The following is a 17,055-nucleotide window of genomic DNA, read 5'->3' on the forward strand; positions in this document are numbered from 1 at the left end:
GGCCTGCCCCGCGGGCCCCGGCGCTAGACAGCCATGGGCGCCGTCAGCGTCCAGGGCCGCAGGGCCTCGATCTGCGCGGCCAGTTCCAGCAGTTGCGCCTCGGCGCCGAGCGGCCCCATGACCTGGATGCCGATCGGCAACCCGTCGGCGGACATGCCGAACGGAATGGAAATGGCCGGCATGCCCGTCAGGTTGGCCAGCGGCGCAAACGGCGAATAGCCGATGACGCCCTTCTTGCCCAGACGGTAGGCCAGATAGTCGGCGTTGTCCATGGCGTAGCGGCCGATGGGCGCGGGCGGCTGCGCCAGCACCGGGCTGAGGAACAGGTCGAAGCCCTGGGCGCCATCGCGATGCAGGAATCGCCCGACGCGCCGGGTGATCTCGTGGCAGGTATCGACGCAGGCCACGTATTGCGCGCCGGAGATTGCGCGGGCGTATTCGCGCGCGCCCAGTGTGGTAGGTTGCAGTTCGTCGGCGGCCAGGCGCCTGCCCCGCGCGGCGACGAAACTGTCGATGGCATTGGCCGCCGCGCTGGCGATCAGCGGCAGCATGGGCGACAGGACTTCCTCGGAGCCCGCGGGCGGCGCGGCCGGCACCAGTTCGTGTCCCAGCGCGGCAAGGAACGCGGCGGCCTCGTCCAGCGTGGCGGCCACGTCGGGATGGATGGCGCCGCCTTCGTAGGTGGTATTGACGAAGGCGATGCGCCGCCGGGGCGCCGCGCGCGGATCCGCGGCCACCCGGGCCACCACCGCGCGGAAGGATTCCGGGGGCTGGGCGGGCGCGGCATAGGGCGCGCCCACGTCGGCGCCCGCGCTGATGTCGAGCGAGGCCGCGCAGTCGCGGACGGACAGGGTCATCATGTGTTCGGTGGCCAGGCCGCCCCAGCCCTCGCCCTTGAGCGGGCCCAGCGGCATCAGGCCGCGCGAGGGCTTCAGGCCCAGCACGCCGCAGCACGACGCCGGAATGCGGATCGAACCGCCGCCGTCGCTGCCATGCGCGATGCGCACCATGCCGCTGGCCAGCGCCGCGCCCGCGCCGCCGCTGGAGCCGCCGGCGCTGTGGCCCCGCTTCCAGGGGTTCTGGGTGGCCGGTCCGTAGACGGGGGATTCGGTCGTGGGGCTCAGGCCAAGTTCGGCGCTGGTGGTGCGGCCGAAAGGAATCAGGCCGGCGCGGCGATAGCGCTTGACGAGGTCGGCGTCGACATTCCACTGCACCTGGCCGTACAGCACCGAGCCCATCGCGCTGGGCAGGCCGATGGCGGCGGTGCCCAGGTCCTTGAGCAGGGTGGGCACGCCCAGGAACGGCCGGTCGCGCAACTGCGCCAGGCGCTGGTCGGACGACAGGGACGCCAGTTCGTCGTCCAGCGCCTGCGCCAGCCGCAGGCCGGCTTCCGCCTGCACGCCGCAGGCCGCGTTGATGGACGGGTTGCGGGCCGCGACGCGCGCCAGCGCCTGCTGCATGGCAGCCAGCGCCGTGGTGGCGCCTTGGGCGATGTCGGCGCCCAGCGCCGTCGCGTCGAGGGGAGAGGAATCATGGCGTTCTGCGATGCTCATGCTGACGATGCTCCAGGGATCGACGGCGAAGTGCCGCATGCATGAGGATATCGGCTGCGGGGACGGGCAACAAGCGCGCCCCCGGGCGGGAATGGGTCCGAATCTTCCGGACCCCCGCGTCAGGCGGCGCCGGCGGACGGCGCGCGGGGCGCGTCGGTGTCCTCGTCGGCCTGCGCCGCATCGGCAGCGTCCGTGCCCAGCAGGCGCAGCGCATCGGCCTCGGGCAGCGCTTCCACGCCCTTCAGGTTCCGGAGCATCGCGCGGGTGCGCACTTCGGTCTGCCCGATCTTGTTGCTGGCCGTGTCCAGGGTCTTCTTGACGCTGGCCAGGGATTCGCCGAACTTGCCGAATTCAGTCTTGACCGCCCGCAGCACCTGCCACACCTCGGACGAACGCTGCTCGATCGCCAGCGTGCGGAACCCCATCTGCAGGCTGTTCAGCAGCGCCGCCAGGTTGCTCGGACCCGCCACATTGACGCGCAGGTCATGCAGCTTGTCCAGCAGGCCGGGCCGGCGCAGCACCTCGGCATACAGGCTTTCCGTGGGCAGGAACATGATCGCGAAGTCGGTGGTGTGGGGCGGTGCGATGTATTTGCCGGCGATCAGGCGCGCCTGCACTTCGACCGCCCTGCCCAGCGCGGCCCCGGCCATCTTCACGCCCTCGGCGTCCGCCGCCTCCTGCGCGTCCATGAGGCGCTCGTACTCTTCCTTGGGAAACTTGGCGTCGATCGGCAGCCAGACGGGATCGCCGCCGTCGCCGCGGCCGGGCAGGCGGATCGCGAATTCGACGGCCGCGTCGCTGCCCGGGACGGGCTTGACGTTGGCGGCGTACTGGTCCGGCGTCATGTTGTCTTCGATCAGCCTGGCCAGTTGCACTTCGCCCCACGTGCCGCGGGACTTTACGTTGGTCAGCACCCGCTTCAGGTCCCCCACCCCGGCCGCCAGCGCCTGCATTTCGCCCAGCCCCTTGTGCACGGCCTCCAGGCGGTCGGAGACCAGCTTGAAGGATTCACCGAGCCGCTGCTCCAGCGTGGCGTGCAGCTTTTCGTCCACGGTGCGGCGCATCTCGTCCAGTTTGGCGCTGTTGTCCGACTGCAGGGACTGCAGACGCTGGTCCACGGTGGCGCGCACTTCCATCAGGCGCCGCTCGTTGATCTGGATGAGTCCCTGCAACTGCTCCGAAAACCCCGCGGCAAAGCGCGCCAGCGATTCGGCCGATTCGGCGCGCGCGGCCTGCGCGTCGCGCGACAGGCCCGCGCGCAAGTCGCCATGCGACTGCGACAGTTCCACGCGCAGGGCGCGCGTGGAGTCGGAAAACTCGCTGCGCAGGCCGCGCTGGCCCTCCGCGATGTCTGCGCGCAGTGCGCGCTCGGTTCTCTCCAGGCCCTCCAGCACGGCGTCCAGGCGGGCATCGGAAGCGGACGGACGCAGCCACGCCAGCACCGCGGCCACAAAGGCCAGCACGGCGCCGCCGGCGGCGACCCAAAGCAGAATGTCGTTCAAAAGAGGCGTCTCCAAAGCGCGAATTGTAGGACTCATCCCGCCCCGCGTTCCAGCCGATTGCAGCGGCGGGCGGAAAGACGCGGCAAGGACAACCGGATTACACTGGCGGCCAGCCCAACAGATCCGCCCGCCGCATTGAACTCCGCCGATCGCTCCGCCTGCACGCCTGACGTTTCCTTCCAATCCGTGTTCGGACCGCTGGACCTGGATTCGGAAACGCCGCTGGCCACGGGCGGAGACCGCCACATCTTCCAGCACCCGCATTCGCCGGCCCTGCTCGTCAAGGTCATGGACATGCGCGCGCGCGCCATCTACCTGGATGCCCGGCCGTTCAAGCGCTGGTACAAGCAGTATCAGCGCGAAAGCGCCTACCGCGTCTACCTGAACGAAATCTCGGAATACGTCACCACCACCACCCGCCCCTCCGGCGTATGGCAGGTGCCGATGGCGCGCGTGGTCGGCGTTGCGCAAACCTCGCTGGGCCTGGGCCTGGTGGTCGAAAAGATCACCGATGGCGCCGGCAACATGGCGCCGACGGTGACCGACCTGGCACTCAAGGGCCAGCTGGACGATGCCCTGAAGGCGCAACTGGATGAATTCTTCGACGATCTTGCCGACGCGCATGTCGTGGTGCACGACATGTCGGCCAGCAATATCGCGGTGGGCCTGAACGCCGACGGCAAACCGGGGCTGTATCTTATCGACGGCTTTGGCGTGCTGCCCCTGATTCCGCTGTATGCCTGGAGCAAGCGGCTCAATCGCCGGCGTATCCAGCGCAAGTATGCGCAGTTGCGCGAATCGCTGGCCAGGCGCGTGCGCGAAGCCGGCTTCTAGCCGCCCGCCGGCGCCTCGGGCAGGATGATGCCCTGGCGGTCCACCCAGACATAGTCATGCCCGGCGCGCTGGCCGCGCCGCAACGGATTGCGCGTGCAGAAGGCGACGTAGGCCGGGTCCACGAACCGATAGCTCAGGTGTTCGTCGCGCCCGGCCGGAATGCCCAGCCGGGTGGTGCACACGAGGAAAGGCGGCGCTTCGCCCACGTCTTCGACATACAGCGCTTGAGGATCGAAACGGCGGGCGTCCCAATCCGGCACCTTCAGGCCCAGCGATCGGCAAAGCAGCGTCTGGCCCGCGCAGAGCGCGCCCAGCGGCCGCGGCCGGCCTTGCGCGTCGGGGTTCAGTTCGCGCATGCGGGCAAGCGCCTCGGGCCCGGACAGCGCATCGGTCCAGGGATAGGCGGACTTGATCAGCACGGCATTGCCCGGACCGCCCGCGCTGAAATTCAGCGAATCCCCGCCCCGCGCGTAATACATATAGATGGTGCCGCCGTCCATGAACAGGGCGCGGCGCTTGTGGGTGTAGCCCAGCGAGGCATGGCTGCCCCGCTCTTCCAGATAGTAGGCTTCGGTCTCGATGATGCGGGCCGACAGCCACAGGCCGCCGACCCGGTGGCGGATCACCTTGCCCGGCAGCTCGCGCGCGAGCTGGGCCGCATCGCGGTCGAAGAAGGCGTCGGGCAGCGCCCGGCCGGCCAGCCCCGCGGACTCAGGCGAAACGTTCGCCGTAGCGCTTTTCACTGAAGCCAACGCTCACCTCGCCATCCGGCGTCACCGTGACCGGGCGGCGCACCAGCGCCGGGTACTCGGCGATCAGCTTGGTCCACTGCGCGTCGGTGTGGGCCGTCTTGCGCTCTTCGGGCAGATTGCGCCAGGTCATCGAGGCGCGGTTGACCAGCTTTTCCCAGCCGCCGACCTGCTCGGACCAGGACTTGAGCGTGGCGGCCGGCACCGGCTCGTCGCGGTAGTCGACGAAGGCGTGATCGACGCCGTGCTCGGTGAGCCAGTCGCGAGCCTTGACGCAGGTGCTGCACTTGGCCAGGCCATACAGGGTGGTTTGCTTCATTTGGATTCGGACTCCTTGCGCCATTGCATGCGGTTGGCGAGGATCACGCAGGTGCCCACCGCCAGGATGAACAGGGTGGCCAGCGCGTTGATCTCGGGCTTGAGGCCCAGGCGCACCCGGGAGAAGACCTCCATGGGCAGCGTGCTGGACCCGGGGCCGGACAGGAACGACGCGATGACGACGTCGTCCAGCGACAGCGTGAACGACAGCAGCCAGGCCGACGCCAGCGCGGGCGCGATGAGCGGCAGCGTGATCTTGAAGAACACGGTGATGGGCGTGGCGCCCAGGTCCAGCGCCGCTTCTTCCAGCGAGCGGTCCAGGTCGCGGATGCGGGTCTGGATGACGACGGCCACGAAGGCCATGCACAGCGTCACGTGTCCCACCCAGATCGTGAACATGCCGTTCTGCTCGGGCCAGCCCAGCGTGCCGCGCAGTTCCACGAACATCAACAACAGCGAGATGCCCAGCACGACCTCGGGGATCACCAGCGGTGCGCTCAGCATGCCCACGTACAGCGCAAAGCCGCGAAAGCGCCCCATGCGGCTCAGCACGTAGCCCGCCCAGGTGCCGATGATAACCGCCGCGGTGGCGGTCAACACGGCGATGCGGAACGACAGCCAGGCCGCGCGCAGCAGCGCGTCGTCGTTGACCAGCGAGTGATACCAGCGCAGCGAAAACCCCGTCCACGACGTGACGGACGGGGATTCGTTGAACGAAAACACCATCAGGCTGAGGATGGGCACGTACAGGAAAAAGTAGCCCAGTCCCAGGACCAGGGCGCGCAGCGTCTTGTTGGGACCGTTCATGCGCGGCCTCCGGCCTGGCGCTGCTGCCTGACCTGGCTGTACTGGAAATAAACCAGCGGCACGAGCAGCAGCAGCACCATCACGCACGTCACGGCCGATGCCATCGGCCAGTCGGCGTTGTTGAAGAATTCATTCCACATCACGCGTCCGATCATCAGCGTGTTGGCGCCGCCCAGCATTTCCGGAATCACGTATTCGCCCACGGCGGGGATGAACACGAGCATGGCGCCGGCGATCACGCCCTGGCGCGACATCGGCACCGTGATTTGCCAGAACGCCTGCCAGGGCTTGGCGCCCAGGTCGTAGGCGGCCTCCAGCAGGCGCAGGTCCATCTTCACCAGCGTCGCGTACAGCGGCAGGATGAAGAACGGCAGATAGGCATAGACCATGCCGATGTACACGGCGAGGTCGGTCCGGTAGATCTCGAGCGGGCTGGAAATAAGGCCCAGGGCCTGCAACAGGTTGTTCAGCAGGCCGTCGTTGCGCAGGATGCCCACCCAGGCATACACGCGCAGCAGCAGCGAAGTCCAGAACGGCAGGATCACCGCCAGCAGCAACAGGTTGCGCACCCGCGCCGAGGAACGCGCGATGTAGTACGCGATGGGATAGCCGATCAGCACGCAGACCAGCGTGGTGATGCCGGCGATCTTCACCGAGCTGAGGTAGGTCCGGACGTACTGGTCTTCCGTGAACAGCAGGATGTAGCCGCGCAGGTGCAGGCTGAACTGGATGGCCTCGTCCTGGAACTGCGCCAGCGACGTGTAGGGCGGAATGCCGAATTTCATTTCGGCAAAGCTGATCTTCAGCACCAGCAGGAAGGGCAGCAGCAGGAACAGCACCAGCCAGGCAAACGGCGGCACCACGGCCAGGGCCCGGCCCGACGGGAGCCAGTCGCGGGGCGAAAAGCGGATCATGACGCAAGCACCGTCGCGCTGTCGGCGTCCCAGCTCACGAAGATCTCTTCGTCGATGCCCGGCGCATCCATCTGGGCGAGCAGGCGGCTGGGCACGCTGGCCTCGACCGTCTTGCCGGAATCCAGGCGGATCTGATAGAGCGCGTAGCTGCCCATCCAGGCCATGTGGCTGACCATGCCGTGCGCCCAGTTGTAGTCGCCGTCGGGCTGCTCGCGCGACACCAGCAGGCGCTCGGGGCGGATGGACACGTGCACTTCCATGCCCAGGGGCTCGCTCACGCCGTGGTTCACGTAGAGCGGCCGGCTCAGTTCGGCGCATTCGATGGCGACGTGGTCGGGTTCGTCGACCACGATGGTGCCGGTGAACATGTTGGTCGAACCGATGAAACTGGCGACGAAGCGCGAATTCGGGAAGGCGTAGACGTCCTGGGGCGTGCCGCACTGGACGATCTGGCCTTCGGTCATGACGGCCAGGCGGTGCGCCATGGTCATGGCCTCTTCCTGGTCGTGGGTGACCATGATGCAGGTCACGCCGACCTGCTCCAGGATCTTGACGAGCTCGATCTGCGTCTTCTGGCGGATCTGCTTGTCCAGCGCCGACATGGGCTCGTCCAGCAACAGCAGCTTGGGACGCTTGACCAGGCTGCGCGCCAGCGCCACGCGCTGCTGCTGCCCGCCGGAGAGCTGGTTGGGCTTGCGGCGGGAATAGCCCGCCATCTGCACCAGGTCCAGCGCCTCGAACACGCGGTCATGGATTTCCGCGCGGTCCACGCCTTCCTGCTTGAGGCCGAAGGCCACGTTGGCCTCGACCGTCATGTGCGGGAACAGCGCATACGACTGGAACATCATGTTCACGGGCCGGCGGTACGGCGGCACGCTGGTGATGTCCTCGCCGTCCAGCAGGATCTGGCCCGAGGTGGTTTCTTCGAAACCCGCCAGCATGCGCAGCAAGGTGGACTTGCCGCTGCCGGAGCTGCCCAGCAGCGCGAAGATTTCGTTGCGCTTGACGGACAGGTTGACGGAACGCACGGCAACCACGTCGCCAAAGATCTTCACCACGTCGGAGACCCGGACGAACTCGTCCGGGTCCGCCGAGTGCGGCGCCGAGTAACGGCTGTCGTTCATGATGACTAATTTCCCAACTTCAGCTCGGACCACAACTTGTTCTGCAGGCGCGCGATGTTCAAGGGCAGCGCCTTGATCACGTACAGCGTCTTGGAAACCTCGGCCGGCGGGTAGATCATGGGATTGTCAGCCACGTCCTTGTTCACGTACTGCCGCGCCTCTTTGTTGGCGTTGGGGTAGAACATGGTGTTGGTGATGGCCGCGTGGACCTTCGGCGTCTCGATGTAGTTGATGAAGGCCAGCGCCTCTTCGGGGTGCGGGGCGTCCTTGGGGATGACCATCAGGTCGAACCACGCCGGCGCGCCGCCCTTGGGAATGAAGTAGTTCACTTCGTAGGGCTTCTTGGCGTCCTGCGCGCGCTTGCGCGCGATCATGACGTCGCCGGAGAAGCCGTAGACCATGCACAGGTCGCCCACGGCCAGCTCGTCGATGTAGCCAGACGAGCTGAACTGGCGGATGTACGGGCGGATCTTCTTCAGGACTTCCATCGCGGCCTGGTAGTCGGCGGCGTTGGTGCTGTTGGGGTCCTTGCCCAGGTACTTGAGCACGGCCGGAAAGACCTGCGCGGCTTCGTCCAGCATGGAGATGCCGCATTCCTTCAGCTTGGCGGCGTTCTCGGGCTTGAAGAGCATGTCCCAGCTGGCGAGGTCCACGCCGTCGCCCATGATCTGCTTGACCTTGGTGACGTTGTAGCCCAGGCCGTTGGTGCCGTAGCCCCACGGAATGGCGTGTTCATTGCCGGGATCGACCGTGGCGACGAGCGCCATGATTTCGGGATCCAGGTACTTCCAGTTGGGGATCTTGGACTTGTCCAGCTTCTGGAAGAGGCCCGCCTCGATCTGGCGCGAGGCGTAATGGGTGGACGGGACAACGACGTCGTAACCCGACTTGCCGGCCAGCAGCTTGGCCTGCAGCGCGTCGTTGCTGTCGTAGACGTCGTAGCGGACCTTGATGCCGGTTTCCTTTTCGAAACCCGGGATCGTGTCCGGCGCCGTGTATTCGGCCCAGTTATAGACGTTGACGACCTTATTCTGCGCCACGGCCGCCGATGTGGCCGCCGCAACCAGCACCGCGCCGAGCGCCCAGCGCATTCCCGCCTTCAGTTTCATTATGACCAGCCCCCTTGCTCTATGCCGTATGCGACAGAAGTACCAAAAGGCGAAATGATAAAGCTTTTTAGCGATCACCTGACCAACTTTGGGGGGTAAATGGCGCCATTCCCCGGGCCTGCGTCCGCGAGCGGATCGGCCGGTCAGGGCTGGATTCCAACGCCCCACGCCGTCCAGTAACTGTCCCGCAGCCGCAGCCAGAACCGTTCGCCGGCCTCGCCGCCCACCTTGCGCAACGACCTGCGCAGCCGCTCCAGGTTGGCCTGGCGCTGCCGGTCGGTCAACGCGCCCTGGGTGCCCCGGTCGAAATCGATGAGCCAGACCCGGCCGTCATTGCCGATGAGGATGTTGAACGCGTTCAGGTCGGCATGCCAGACGCCTGCCCGGTGCATGCGCGCGATGGCGTCGGCCACGGGCTGCCAGAGGGGCTCGGACAGCGCCTGCGCCAAGGGGCGCACGCCGGGAATGCGCTCGACGATGATGGCCGCGCGGTAGATCGGGCCCTGCCGCCAGTACGCGGCGGCCAGCGGGGCGGGCACCGGCAAGCCCTGGGCGCGCAGCGCGGCCAGCAGCCGGTATTCACGGAAGCTGCGCGTGCGGGATTCGCCGTTCCAGAGATAAGCGTCGCGGCTGATGCGGGCGATCATGCCGCCGCGGCGGTAGCGCCGCAGCACGCCCTGCCATCCCTGGCCCTGCACGAACCACGCAGCCTGGCGTCCGCCGGCGTCCACCGGACGCGCCAGTTCGCCGTAGTGCGCGGGATTGAAGATTTCCGGACCGGCGTCCGCCAGGCGGCCGGCATCGCTGAGCATGGCGCCCGCCAAGGGGCCGGTCCAGGACGTGCGCCGCGCGCCGGAACGATCATCACCCTTCACGGTTGCGCATCCAGTCGGCCACGCCGTAGAAGGATTCGAGCAGGCGCTCGACCAGGACGGGCTCGATGCCCTCGTCTTGCATGGCGCGTCCGATGCACGTCACCCACTGGTCGCGCTCGACCTCGCCGATGGAGAACGGCAGGTGGCGCGCCCGCAACCGGGGGTGGCCGAAGCGTTCTATATAGTGGTCCGGACCGCCGAAGTACCCGCACAGGAACCAGAACAGCTTGTCGCGCGCCGCATCCAGGCTGGGGCCGTGGGCGGCGCGCAGCTCCTTGAGGTCGGGCTCGATGTCCATCAGGTCATAGAAACGGTCGACGAGGGCGCGCACGCCGGCTTCGCCGCCAAGAAGGTCAAACACGGTGCGGGAATTTTCCACGGGTTCTGAAATGGATTGGACGCGGGACGTCATCAGGTTTCTCGAAGGGTGACGAGCGGCGGCGTGCGCAGGACGCCGCGCAGGGCCAGCGCCCCGCCGGCCCAGGCGCCCAGCATGCCCGTGCCGATGCCCGCCAGCCAGGGCCAGAGGCTGAGGGTAAAGGCGAAGTCGAACACCTGGGTTGATAAAGCCCAAGCGATCGCCGTGGCGCCCGCGGCCGCCAGCAGGCCCGCCAGCCCGCCCACGGCCCACAGCTCGATGCGCTGGGACCGGGCAAGCTGGCGCCGCGTGGCGCCCAGCGCGCGCAGCACGGCGGCCTCGCGCATGCGCTCGTCACGCGTGGCGGTCAGCGCCGCGGACAGCACCAGCACGCCGGCGGCCAGCGTGAACATGAACAGGAGCTGCACCGCGCGGCCGACTTCGTTCAGCACGGACTGCAGCTGCTGCAGGATGGCGCCCACGTCGAACACGGTCAGGTTCGGGAACTCGCGCACCAGGGCGGGCAGCACGGCCGCCTTGTCAGGCGGCAGGTAAAACGAGGTGATCCAGCTCTGGGGCATGTCGGCCAGCGCGGCGGGCGTCAGGATGGCGAAAAAATTGACGCGCATGGTATCCCAATCCACCCGGCGCAGGCTGGTCACGGCCACCTCGACCTGCTGGCCGGCCACGTCGAAACGCATCTTGTCGCCCAGGTTGATGCGCAGGGACTGGGCCAGCCCCGACTCCAGCGAGACCTCGGCCGAGCCCGGCGCCAGCCAGCGGCCCTGCTCGATGCGGTTGGAGGAAGGCAACGTCTCGCCATAGGACAGGTTGAACTCGCGGTCCACCAGGCGCTTGGCGCGCGGCTCTTCGTAATCGTCCGGCCCGACCGGCTTGCCGTTGATGGCGATCAGCCGCCCGCGCACCATCGGCGACAGCGTGATGCGGCCTAGCCCTTCGCGCGTCAGCGCGTCCGTCACGGCCTGGCGCTGGTCGGGCTGCACATTGATGAGGAAGCGGTTGGGCGCGTCGGGCGGCATGGTGCGCTGCCAGCCCTGGATCAGGTCGGTCCGGGTCATGGTCAGCAACAGCAGCGCCATCAATCCGACGGCCAGCGCGCAGACCTGCGTGATGGTGGCCGCCCGGCGGCGCACCACGCCCGCCAGCGCGAAGCGCAGCGCGGGCAGCCCGGCAGCCAGCCGGCGCACCCGCGCCAGGCCGAGGATGCACAGCCACGCCACCAGGGCGAACACCCCGAACGCCCCCAGGAAACCGCCGGCCACCACCCCGCCCAGCTTGGCGTCGCCCGCGAACCACCAGATCAAGAGCGCAAAGCCCGCCGCGCCCAGCGTGTAGCCGAAGGCGCTGCGCGCGCTGATCGTGTCCGCATCGCGCCGCAGCACCCGGGCGGGCGGCACGTGCCGCAGTTGCGCCAGCGCCGGCAGGGCGAACCCCAGCAGGAGCAGCACCCCGGTCAGCACGCCCTGCAGGGCCGGAATGGCCGACGGCGCCGGCAAGGTCGTGTCGATGACCGACCCCAGCAGCATCACCAGCACCTGGTGCACCGCGTAGCCGACCAGGCAGCCGGCCGCGGACGAAAACAGTCCCACCAGGGTGAATTCCAGCGTCAGCATGCGCGAGACCTGGGACTGCACGGCGCCCAGGCAGCGCATGACCGCGATGCCGTCGCGGTGGCGCGTCATGTACCGGCCCGCCGCCAGCGCCACGGCCACGGCCGAGATCAGCACTGCCAGCAGCGCGACCAGCGACAGGAAGCGCTGCGCGCGGTCCAGGGTGCGGCGCACCTCGGGTCGGCCCGATTCCAGCGTGGCCACCTTCTGGCCTCGCTTGAGGTTCTGTTTCAGCCAGGTGGAATACCCGGCCACGGCGTCGGGCTGGCCGGCGACCAGCATGGCATAGCCGATGCGGCTGCCGGGCGCGATCAGGCCGGTGGCCGGCAGGTCGCTGGCGCGCAGCAGCACGCGCGGGGCGACGTTGACGAACTGCATGCCCTTGTCGGGCTCATAGGTGATGACGCGGTCGATGCGCAGGCGGGCGTCGCCCACATTCAGGCTGTCGCCCACTTTCAGGTTCAACAGCGCCAGCAACTGGCCGTCGACCCAGACCGCGCCTTCGGGCGGCACATCGCGCGTGGGGGCATCGGGCGCGAACGGCGCATCCGCGACCCGCAAGGCGCCGCGCAGCGGATAGCCCGGCTCCACGGCCTTCAGCGCCGCGAGCTGCGCGCCGTCGCCCGCTCCCACCATGGAGGGAAACTGCCATGTACTGGACACGGTGAGCCCCCGCTCGCGCGCCGCGTCCTTGAAGGCGGCGGGAACGGGCTCGTCGGCGTCCAGCACCAGATCGGCGCCGAGCATCTGCCCGGCGTCGCGCTCCAGCGCCCGCCCGACGCGGTCGGCCAGGAACCCCACGCTGGTCACGGCCGCCACCGCCACCACCAGGGCCAGGACCAGCAGCCGCAGCTCGCCGGCGCGCGCGTCGCGCATCATCATCCGGGCGCCCAGGCGCAATGTGGACCAGAAACCAGGGCGCTTGGCCTGTGACATATCAGGGAAATCCATCATTCATCTATGTTAACTAAGGGCCTGTAGGGCGTCCGAATCCCGATATCATCCCGGGGCGGGAGGCAAAGCCGCCCCTAAAGATAACCAATTCCGGAGAAGACAATGCGTAAATCCTGGCTTGCTGCCACGATTCTGGCCGCCTGCGCGGCCGCCACATCCCTGCCCTCGGCGGCCCAGACCACCCTGAAGATGGCCTACGCCCTGTCGACCTCGTCGCACTACGGCGCCGGCGCCGAAGCGATGGCCAAGTCCATCGAGGCCTCCACCAACGGCAAGTTCAAGGTCCAGCAATTCGCCAACAGCGCGCTGGGCGGCGAACGCGAAGTCATCGAAGGCCTGCAGATCGGCACCATCGACCTGGCCATCGTTTCGACAGGCGCCACCCTGAATTTTGTTCCCGAGACCGGCGTTTTCGACATCCCCTTCCTGCTGCGCGACCTGGACCACGCCCGCAAGGTGCTGGACAGCAAGATCGGCCAGGACATGCTGGCCAAGTTCCCCAGCCGCGGCATCGTGGCGCTGGCCTGGGGCGAACAGGGCTTTCGCCACCTGACCAACAACGTGCGTCCGGTCAAGACGCCGGCCGATGCCAAGGGCCTGAAGATCCGCACCACCGAGAACCCGATCCACATCACGGCCTTCCGCCAGATCGGCATCCTGCCCACGCCGATGGCCTGGCCCGAAGTGGCCACCGCCCTGCAGCAGGGCACGATCGACGGCCAGGAAAACCCGCTGTCGGTGATCACGTCGGCCAAGCTGTCGCAGATGCAGAAGTACCTGTCCCTGACCGGTCACGTCTACGGCCCGGCCCTGGTGCTGATGTCCGCCAACGTCTATGAAGGCCTGTCGGCCGCCGACAAGGCCAACTTCGACAAGGCCGGCAAGGAATCGGCGCAGGCCATGCGCGCCTATGTCGACAACATCGAAAAGACGGGCGTCGAGCAACTGAAGAAGGAAGGCATGCAGGTGACGGAAGTGGACCGCGCCGCCTTCGCCGCCGCCGTGGAACCGGCCTACCCCGAGTACTACAAGAAGTTCGACAAGAAGCTGATCGACTCGATCCGCGACACCAAGTAAGCAGGCGCGGCCCCCCAGCGGGGCCGCTCGTCCTGCGGGCGGAACCGGCGCGCGCCGCGTGGCCGCCCCGCCTCTTACGCGTCTATCGCCACCGGGATTTACCATGCGTTTGCTCTGCGCTTTCGACCGAGGCCTCTTCAGGCTGGTCTCGGTCCTGGCCCAACTCTTGCTCGTGGCCGCCGCGGCCGCCGCGTTCTACCAGGTCATCGCCCGCTTCGTGCTGCAATCGCCCGCCGACTGGAGCGAGGTCCTCACCCGCGCGCTGCTGATCTGGACCGTGCTGCTGGGCGTGGCCCTGGCCTTCCGCCACGGCGCCATGATCAGCGTGGAACTGCTGCGCAACCTGCTGGGCGGCAAGCGCCGCCGCGTGCTCGAAGCCGTCATCGGCCTGATCTGCGCCGGCTTCCTGGGCTTTCTGGCCTGGATCGGCGGCAACATGACCTACCGCGTGCGCTTCCAGACCGTGCCCAGCCTGGACATCTCGATTTCCTGGATCTACCTGGCGATCCCCGTGGGCGCCACGCTGGCCGCCATCGCCGTGCTGGCCCGCTGGTGCGCCGGCCAAGAAGAAGACGTGCCCCTGCGCAACGACGCGCAAGGCTGAGCCGTCCCTACAGAACCCCTGCAGCAGATATCGCCATGTCCCAATTAATGATTGTCTCGATGCTGATTTTCTTCGGGCTGTCCGTGCCGGTCGCCGTGTCGATCGGACTGGCCAGCCTGGCGGGCGTCGGCACCGCCGGCCTGCCCTGGGTGGTCGTCGCCCAGCAACTGTATGCCGCGCTGGACAAGTATCCCCTCGTCGCCATTCCCTTCTTCATCCTGGCCGGCAACCTGATGGAAGCCGGCGGCATCTCGGAACGCATGGTGGAGTTCGCCAAGAGCGTGGTGGGCGGCATCCAGGGCGGGCTCGCGTGCGCCTGCGTGCTGACCTGCATGATCTTCGCTGCTGTGGCGGGCTCCAGCGTGGCCACCACCTTCGCGGTCGGCGCGATCCTGATCCCCGCCATGGTCCGGCACGGCTACCCCGCGCCCTTCGCGGCGTCGCTGCAGGCCAGCGCGGCCGAACTGGGCGTGATCATCCCGCCGTCGATCCCGATGATCCTGTACGCCGTGTCCACCGACACCTCCACCGGCGAGCTCTTCATTGCCGGCGTCATGCCCGGCATCCTGATCGGCGCGGCGCTGATGCTCTACGTCTGGCTCTATGCCAAGCGCAACAACCTGGGCAAGCGCGACGGCGAGGGCCGCCTGCCGCTGTGGCCGGCCTTCAAGAACGCCTGGCTGGCGCTGCTGATGCCGGTCATCATCCTGGGCGGCATCTACGGCGGCATCTTCACCCCCACGGAGGCCTCGGTCGTGGCCGTCGTGTACGCCGTGTTCGTGGGCAAGTTCATCTACCGCCGCCTCAGCTTCCGCCAGCTTTCCGTCACGCTGCACAAGTCGGTGGTGTCCACCGCCGTCATCATGTTCGTGATCGCCAACGCGGGCGTCTTCAGTTTCCTGCTCAACCGCGCCGGCGTACCGGACGCGCTGGGCGTGTGGCTGTCCCAGATCTTCGACACCAAGTTCACCTTCCTGATGGGCATGAACGCCGCACTGTTCCTGATCGGCATGTTCATCGAGACCTCGGCGTCCATCGTGGTGCTGGCGCCCCTGCTGCTGCCGGTGGCGCTGAAATTCGGCGTCGAGCCGGTGCACTTCGGGATCATCATGGTGGTCAACCTGGCGCTGGGGATGATCACGCCGCCGTTCGGCGTGAACCTCTTCGCCGCCAGCGCGGTGGCCAAACTGCCGCTGGAGCGCCTGATCAAGCCGCTGATCCCGTTTGTCGCCGTCGTGATCGTGTGCCTGCTGCTCATCACCTACTGGCCGGGACTTTCGCTGGGGCTGCGCGACCTGGTGTATGCAAAGTAATTTGCCCGTTCCAGCGACGCGAGGGCCAGCGCCTGCGCCAGCGCGGCCCGGTACGAATCGATGACCGGCACGCGGGGCGCTCGCGGCAGGCAGGGCAGATAGCCCGCCAGCGCGGCCCCCGCCACGATCACCACGTCGGCGCCCTGCTCCACGGCCGAATCCAGCGCGTTGGCGACCACGGCGGCCGATTCCGTTGACCGGGACGCGTAGTCCAGCGCATTGCCCGGCAACGCGTGGATCCCCGCGCAACGGGCTTCCACCCCCCACTGCCGGACCTGCTCGCGCAGCATGCCGGGCCAGCGCTGGCCCACCGTCACGATGGCATAGCGGTCGCCGCGCTGCATCGCCGTCATGATGGACGCCTCGGCCATCCCGACCACCGGCGCATTCAGGCGCTCGCGCACCGCGCCGATGCCCGGCTCACCAAAACAGGCCAGCACGCAGGCGTCAAAGGGCGTCTCGGCCTGCGCCGCCTCGCTTTCGACCGCGGCCAGCACGGCATGCGCCGACATGGCCGCGTCCGCCCGGCTGGCGACATAAGGGGGACCGAAGGGCGCCGTGACGGCGCGCAACTGAACGGCGGTGCCGAAGAAGGCGCGCGCCTGGCCCGCCAGGCTGTCGGTCAGCGTAGCGGTGGTGTTGCCATTGACCACCAGGAGGCGATAGGGAGCGGGGCCCGACCGTTCGGCCGTCGGGCAATCCAGGGTGTGGGGCATGGGTCCTCTGCACGTCGGGGCATGTATACAAAGTATGTCAACAATGCACCCGACCCGCGTCGGCCCTCAAGCTATCGCTAACCCTTGCCGCGCCGCGAGGGCCGCAGCCGCCGCGCGGCGCGTGACGCCCCGCGCGCCCATCAGGCGGCAGGGGACGCAGAATGAGAAAAGCGCCCGGTCGGGGCGCCTTTTTCGTTCTGGGGGCTAGATTTCGCGCTCTTCCGTCTTGAGGTTGTTGTCGCGGGCGAAGTCCACCACGAACTTGTAGGCCAGCGGCTCCAGGTCGCGCAGGCGCAGGTCGACCACGATCCCGCGCACGCCATCGATCACGACGGGAAGCACATAAGGCGAATAAGTGAGGTGGTTACCAGCACAGCCGGCGGGCCGGAACTGTGCCATCACGCCGGCGAGCCGTTCTGCCCAGTCGCTGGGACGGAAGCGGCTACCGCTTTCGGTAACGCCATGAATTACGAATTGTCTGACGCGAGTTGCCATGTGTTCTTTCACTGCGGGACGCCTTTCACGAAAGCCGGATCTTCGGCGTGATCAAACATCCGCCCCGCGCCGCGAATTGTATATGATTGATCCTTTGCCCTCTTTCGAAACGCGATTCGCCT

Annotated in this window: 17 protein-coding genes; 4 read left to right on the forward strand and 13 right to left on the reverse strand. The window is 67.8% G+C overall.

Annotated features, from left to right (window positions below):
- Positions 1–23: 23 nt before the first annotated feature.
- Together BMW75_RS20325 and rmuC are read right to left on the reverse strand one after the other, a co-directional pair.
- Positions 24–1,553, reverse strand: a complete 1,530-nt coding sequence (locus tag BMW75_RS20325; RefSeq protein WP_092581706.1) for an amidase — start codon at positions 1,551–1,553, stop codon at positions 24–26.
- A gap of 119 nt (positions 1,554–1,672) precedes the next feature.
- Positions 1,673–3,091, reverse strand: a complete 1,419-nt coding sequence (gene rmuC, locus BMW75_RS20330) for a DNA recombination protein RmuC (RefSeq protein ID WP_371467447.1) — start codon at positions 3,089–3,091, stop codon at positions 1,673–1,675.
- 99 nt (positions 3,092–3,190) lie between these two features.
- On the opposite strand from rmuC, the gene BMW75_RS20335 reads away from it, so the two are divergent.
- Entirely contained in the window at positions 3,191–3,889 is a 699-nt protein-coding gene (locus BMW75_RS20335; protein WP_254792081.1) for a PhoP regulatory network YrbL family protein, read from the forward strand.
- Here BMW75_RS20335 and BMW75_RS20340 read toward each other — a convergent pair.
- The 9 genes from BMW75_RS20340 to BMW75_RS20380 all read right to left on the reverse strand — a co-directional run bounded on the left by BMW75_RS20340 (position 3,886) and on the right by BMW75_RS20380 (position 12,728).
- A complete protein-coding gene (locus BMW75_RS20340; protein WP_254792082.1) occupies positions 3,886–4,632 on the reverse strand; it encodes a DNA-3-methyladenine glycosylase in 747 nt (248 codons plus the stop codon). The two genes, BMW75_RS20335 and BMW75_RS20340, sit on opposite strands and share 4 nt — an antisense overlap.
- Positions 4,601–4,957 (reverse strand): arsenate reductase, encoded by a 357-nt coding sequence (locus tag BMW75_RS20345; protein ID WP_092581629.1) that lies wholly within the window; start codon positions 4,955–4,957, stop codon positions 4,601–4,603. The genes BMW75_RS20340 and BMW75_RS20345 overlap by 32 nt, the downstream gene beginning before the upstream one ends.
- Positions 4,954–5,763 carry an ABC transporter permease subunit gene (locus tag BMW75_RS20350; protein WP_092581630.1) on the reverse strand — a complete coding sequence of 270 codons (810 nt, stop codon included), beginning with the start codon at positions 5,761–5,763 and terminating at the stop codon, positions 4,954–4,956. Before BMW75_RS20350 ends, BMW75_RS20345 begins: the two co-directional genes overlap by 4 nt.
- Positions 5,760–6,677 carry an ABC transporter permease subunit gene (locus tag BMW75_RS20355; protein WP_076519819.1) on the reverse strand — a complete coding sequence of 306 codons (918 nt, stop codon included), beginning with the start codon at positions 6,675–6,677 and terminating at the stop codon, positions 5,760–5,762. Before BMW75_RS20355 ends, BMW75_RS20350 begins: the two co-directional genes overlap by 4 nt.
- Positions 6,674–7,801, reverse strand: coding sequence for an ABC transporter ATP-binding protein (locus tag BMW75_RS20360; protein ID WP_092581631.1), 1,128 nt, complete (start codon positions 7,799–7,801; stop codon positions 6,674–6,676). The genes BMW75_RS20355 and BMW75_RS20360 overlap by 4 nt, the downstream gene beginning before the upstream one ends.
- 5 nt (positions 7,802–7,806) lie before the next feature.
- Positions 7,807–8,910 (reverse strand): polyamine ABC transporter substrate-binding protein, encoded by a 1,104-nt coding sequence (locus BMW75_RS20365; protein ID WP_092581632.1) that lies wholly within the window; start codon positions 8,908–8,910, stop codon positions 7,807–7,809.
- 143 nt (positions 8,911–9,053) lie between these two features.
- Positions 9,054–9,785: a 3-deoxy-D-manno-octulosonic acid kinase gene (locus tag BMW75_RS20370; protein ID WP_092581633.1), complete on the reverse strand. Its 732-nt coding sequence runs from the start codon at positions 9,783–9,785 to the stop codon at positions 9,054–9,056.
- Positions 9,775–10,197, reverse strand: a complete 423-nt coding sequence (locus BMW75_RS20375) for a group II truncated hemoglobin (protein WP_175493233.1) — start codon at positions 10,195–10,197, stop codon at positions 9,775–9,777. The genes BMW75_RS20370 and BMW75_RS20375 overlap by 11 nt, the downstream gene beginning before the upstream one ends.
- The gene (locus BMW75_RS20380) at positions 10,197–12,728 is read right to left on the reverse strand and encodes an ABC transporter permease (RefSeq protein WP_092581634.1); all 2,532 of its coding nucleotides are present in this window, start codon (positions 12,726–12,728) and stop codon (positions 10,197–10,199) included. The genes BMW75_RS20375 and BMW75_RS20380 overlap by 1 nt, the downstream gene beginning before the upstream one ends.
- A gap of 102 nt (positions 12,729–12,830) precedes the next feature.
- Between BMW75_RS20380 and BMW75_RS20385 the strand changes: the two genes are divergently transcribed.
- The 3 genes from BMW75_RS20385 (at position 12,831) to BMW75_RS20395 (ending at position 15,722) form a co-directional block, all read left to right on the forward strand.
- On the forward strand, positions 12,831–13,805 hold the full coding sequence (locus BMW75_RS20385) for a TRAP transporter substrate-binding protein (protein WP_076519814.1): 975 nt from the start codon (positions 12,831–12,833) through the stop codon (positions 13,803–13,805).
- Positions 13,806–13,908: 103 nt separating this feature from the next.
- The gene (locus BMW75_RS20390) at positions 13,909–14,409 is read left to right on the forward strand and encodes a TRAP transporter small permease (RefSeq protein ID WP_092581635.1); all 501 of its coding nucleotides are present in this window, start codon (positions 13,909–13,911) and stop codon (positions 14,407–14,409) included.
- Positions 14,410–14,444: 35 nt separating this feature from the next.
- On the forward strand, positions 14,445–15,722 hold the full coding sequence (locus tag BMW75_RS20395; protein WP_092581636.1) for a TRAP transporter large permease: 1,278 nt from the start codon (positions 14,445–14,447) through the stop codon (positions 15,720–15,722).
- On the opposite strand, the gene BMW75_RS20400 is transcribed toward BMW75_RS20395, so the two are convergent.
- The gene (locus tag BMW75_RS20400) at positions 15,671–16,438 is read right to left on the reverse strand and encodes an aspartate/glutamate racemase family protein (protein WP_092581637.1); all 768 of its coding nucleotides are present in this window, start codon (positions 16,436–16,438) and stop codon (positions 15,671–15,673) included. The genes BMW75_RS20395 and BMW75_RS20400 overlap by 52 nt on opposite strands.
- Before the next feature lie 204 nt (positions 16,439–16,642).
- Entirely contained in the window at positions 16,643–16,933 is a 291-nt protein-coding gene (locus BMW75_RS20405) for a DUF3579 domain-containing protein (RefSeq protein ID WP_013392635.1), read from the reverse strand.
- Positions 16,934–17,055: the final 122 nt, after the last annotated feature.

This window comes from Achromobacter sp. NFACC18-2 (assembly GCF_900108985.1).
Lineage (GTDB): Bacteria > Pseudomonadota > Gammaproteobacteria > Burkholderiales > Burkholderiaceae_B > Achromobacter.

Bases quoted from the DNA above. Each gene is read 5' to 3' on its own strand.
- BMW75_RS20325 (WP_092581706.1), bottom strand. From the start codon at position 1,553: ATGAGCATCGCAGAACGCCATGATTCCTCTCCCCTCGACGCGACGGCG.
- rmuC (WP_371467447.1), bottom strand. From the start codon at position 3,091: ATGAGTCCTACAATTCGCGCTTTGGAGACGCCTCTTTTGAACGACATT.
- BMW75_RS20345 (WP_092581629.1), bottom strand. From the start codon at position 4,957: ATGAAGCAAACCACCCTGTATGGCCTGGCCAAGTGCAGCACCTGCGTC.
- BMW75_RS20350 (WP_092581630.1), bottom strand. From the start codon at position 5,763: ATGAACGGTCCCAACAAGACGCTGCGCGCCCTGGTCCTGGGACTGGGC.
- BMW75_RS20355 (WP_076519819.1), bottom strand. From the start codon at position 6,677: ATGATCCGCTTTTCGCCCCGCGACTGGCTCCCGTCGGGCCGGGCCCTG.
- BMW75_RS20360 (WP_092581631.1), bottom strand. From the start codon at position 7,801: ATGAACGACAGCCGTTACTCGGCGCCGCACTCGGCGGACCCGGACGAG.
- BMW75_RS20365 (WP_092581632.1), bottom strand. From the start codon at position 8,910: ATGAAACTGAAGGCGGGAATGCGCTGGGCGCTCGGCGCGGTGCTGGTT.
- BMW75_RS20375 (WP_175493233.1), bottom strand. From the start codon at position 10,197: ATGACGTCCCGCGTCCAATCCATTTCAGAACCCGTGGAAAATTCCCGC.
- BMW75_RS20380 (WP_092581634.1), bottom strand. From the start codon at position 12,728: ATGATGGATTTCCCTGATATGTCACAGGCCAAGCGCCCTGGTTTCTGG.
- BMW75_RS20385 (WP_076519814.1), top strand. From the start codon at position 12,831: ATGCGTAAATCCTGGCTTGCTGCCACGATTCTGGCCGCCTGCGCGGCC.
- BMW75_RS20390 (WP_092581635.1), top strand. From the start codon at position 13,909: ATGCGTTTGCTCTGCGCTTTCGACCGAGGCCTCTTCAGGCTGGTCTCG.
- BMW75_RS20395 (WP_092581636.1), top strand. From the start codon at position 14,445: ATGTCCCAATTAATGATTGTCTCGATGCTGATTTTCTTCGGGCTGTCC.
- BMW75_RS20400 (WP_092581637.1), bottom strand. From the start codon at position 16,438: ATGCCCCACACCCTGGATTGCCCGACGGCCGAACGGTCGGGCCCCGCT.
- BMW75_RS20405 (WP_013392635.1), bottom strand. From the start codon at position 16,933: ATGGCAACTCGCGTCAGACAATTCGTAATTCATGGCGTTACCGAAAGC.